The organism is Nocardia sienata NBRC 100364 (genome assembly GCF_001613205.1).
In the GTDB taxonomy this organism is placed as follows: domain Bacteria; phylum Actinomycetota; class Actinomycetes; order Mycobacteriales; family Mycobacteriaceae; genus Nocardia; species Nocardia sienata.
Window position 1 is genome coordinate 1 of the sequence record NZ_BDBX01000112.1, and the last position, 3,322, is coordinate 3,322.

The 3,322-nt window shown below is 66.0% G+C and carries 1 protein-coding gene; it reads right to left on the minus strand.

The window, feature by feature from the left end; all coding sequences use genetic code 11:
• A partial coding sequence (locus NS4_RS30955; protein ID WP_157106350.1) for a non-ribosomal peptide synthetase occupies window positions 1-3,257 on the minus strand: 3,257 nt, incomplete at its 3' end.
• Between the last annotated feature and the right edge of the window lie 65 nt (window positions 3,258-3,322).

Consider the following 3,322-nt stretch of genomic DNA (forward strand, 5'->3'; position numbering starts at 1 on the left):
GGTGTCGTGGTGTCGTTCCAGGTCTGTAGGAGTTGTTCCCGCTCGCCGGGGACCAGGATGTCGAACCGATCGATACGTAGTTCCGGGTCGGCTACTACTGTTTCGAGCAGCCGCACGTACCGGGCCGCGATCTGTTCGACCGTGCCGGGGTCGAACAGATCGCTGGCGTACTCGATCGATCCCTGCACGCCTTGTGGCTCACCGTGGAGGGTAGGTAGCTCGGTCAGGCTGAAGAACAGATCGAACTTCGCCGTGCCTGTCGCGGCGGGTTCGGGGCTCAGTTGCAGTCCGGGGAAGTCCACGTCCGGGAAAGGATTGTTCTGCAACGCGAACATCACTTGGAACAGTGGCTGGTAGGCGGTCGAGCGAGTGGGGTTGAGCAACTCCACCAACCGTTCGAACGGCGCATCCTGATTCTCATACGCCGCCAACGCCTTCTCCCGCACCCGGGCGACGACCTCGCCGAAACGTGGATTCTGCGACGTATCGACCCGCAACACCCACGTGTTGACGAAGAACCCGACCAGATCCGTCAACGCCTCGTCGGTGCGGCCCGCGATCGGGCCCCCGATCGGGATATCGTCGCCGGCGCCGAGCTTGTGCAACAACACCGCCAACGCCGACTGCAACACCATCGACACCGTCGCCCCGAGTTCACGTGCGAGTTGCTCCGCCCCCACCAGCACACGCGGTGTGAGAGTGAACGCCACCTCCGCACCGCGGTAACTGGCCACCGCCGGCCGTCGGCGATCGGTCGGCAACCGTAGTTGTTCCGGCGCCCCGTCCAACTCCTGACGCCAATACCCGAACTGGGCAGCCAGCACACTGTCGGGATCCTCTTCCGACCCCAGCCACTCCCGCTGCCACAGGGTGTAATCGGCGTATTGCACCGGCAACGGCGTCCACCCCGGCTCCGTCCCGGCCGACCGTGCCGCGTACGCGCACGCCACGTCCCGCGCCAACGGCGCTATCGACGCCCCGTCCCCGGCGATATGGTGGATCACCAGCACCAGGACATGCTCTTCAGCAGCACACCGCAAAATCCGGGCCCGTACCGGGGCCTGGGCCGACAGGTCGAACCGATAGCCCGCCACCGCCGCCACCGCCGCTGCCCGCTCCGACTCGGTCACCGCGACCACCTCGCCGACCAGCTCATCGACCGGCACCGCCTCGACCGGCAGGACCTGCTGGAACGGCACCCCCTCGTCCTCGACGAAGATCGTGCGCAGGCTCTCGTGCCGGGCCACCACATCCACGATCGCCGCCCGCAACGCAGCCACATCCAACACACCACGCAACCGCACCGCCAACGGAATGTTGTATGTCGCCGACGCGCCCTCGTACCGGTGAATGAACCACAACCGACGCTGCGCATACGACAGCGGCAACCGCTGCGGACGCTCCCGCACCACCAACGGCGCCCGCACCACACCCTGCTCCCACAGGCGCGGCGCCAGCCCCGCCACCGTCGGGGACTCGAAGACCACCCGGATCGGTACCTCCACCCCCAACACCGACCGGATCCGGCTCACCAACCGCGTCGCGGTCAGCGAATCACCACCCCGATCGAAGAAGTCGTCGTCGGCCCCCACCCGGGTGACCTCGAGGACCTCGGCGAACACCGCCGCTACCGCTTCTTCGGTCGGTGTCGACGGTGCCCGATACGCCCCACCGCTGTAGTCGGGGGCCGGTAACGCTGTGCGGTCCAGTTTCCCGTTCACCGTCAACGGCAACCGGTCCAGCACCACCACCGCCGCGGGCACCATGTACTCCGGCAACCGCTCGGCAGCGAAACCCCGCAGTTCCGCCGCCACATCGACATCACCGGATTCCCCATCGATGCTGGTATCGGTGTCGAGCACCACATATCCCACCAACTGTCTACTGGATGCCAGTTCATCGGGCTCGGCCGCGGCGATATCTCGGGTGATCACTACCGCCTGCGCCACCGCCGGATGCAACACCAGCACCGACTCGATCTCACCGAGCTCGACCCGGAATCCTCGCACCTTCACCTGGAAATCGCTGCGCCCCAGGTACTCCAACTGCCCGTCCACCTGCCACCGAGCTCTGTCGCCGGTACGGTACATCCGCTCACCCGCGGCACCGTAGGGATCCGCGACGAACCGGGTGGCCGTCAACCCCGCCCGACCCAGATAGCCGCGAGTCAGTTGCGCGCCCGAGACGTACATCTCGCCCTCGACCCCCGGCGGCACTGGACGCAAAAAGGCATCGAGTACCACTACACGCAGCCCGGCAATGCCCCGGCCGATCACACTCGCCGAGGCCGAGGAAGCCAGTTCCCGATCCAGTGGCAAACAGGTCACATGCACAGTGGACTCGGTGATGCCGTACATGTTGACCAGCATCGGACCGGTTTCGTCGAATCGCGCGTACCAACGCTGCAGTCGGCCGAGATCGAGAGCCTCTCCACCGAAGATCACATATCGCAGCGACAGTTCCCGCTCGCTCTCGCTGTCCGTCTCGACCAATTCGGCCTCGGCCAGCTGGTAGAACGCGGTCGGTGTTTGGCTGAGCACGGTCACCCGCTCCCGCCGCAGCAACTCGAGGAATTTTTCGGGCGACCGCGCCGTGAAGTAGTCGACGATCACGAGCGTGCCGCCGTACAGCAGCGCACCCCACAACTCCCATACCGAGAAATCGAACGCGTACGAATGGAACATCGTCCACACGTCCGACTCGTCGAACCCGAACGCGTCTCGCGTATTCGCGAACAGGGTCAGCACGTTGCGGTGAGAGACGAGCACACCTTTCGGGGTGCCGGTCGAACCCGACGTATAGATCAGATACGCCACCGCGTCGGGATCGACAGGTGCCTGCCGGTCCGCGTCGGTCACCGGCGACGGCGAGAGATCCGCAAGCGTGGCGAGCGTCATGGGATCGTCGAGGAGCACCACCGGCCGCTCACCGGCCGGCAGCGCCCCCACCTCCGCGACGGTGGTCAGTACGCACACCGGATCCGCGTCGGTGAACAAGAACGCCAGTCGCTCCGCCGGATAGGACACATCGACCGGTAGGTACCCGCCACCGGCCTCGAGGACCGCCAGCAAAGCAACGATCAGCTCCGTCGAGCGGGGTACGGCCACTGCCACCAACGATTCCGGGCCCACCCCCCTGGCAATCAGATACCGCGCAAGCCGATTCACCCGCGCAGCCAACTCACCGTATGAAAGCGCCGAGTCTCCGAACACCACAGCGGTCGCCTCGCGGTAGTGCTCGACCGTGCGCGTGAACATCTGCGGCAAAGTCACCGACTCGGCCTCGACCCCGCCCTCATTCCAACCCTCGAGCACCAACGCCC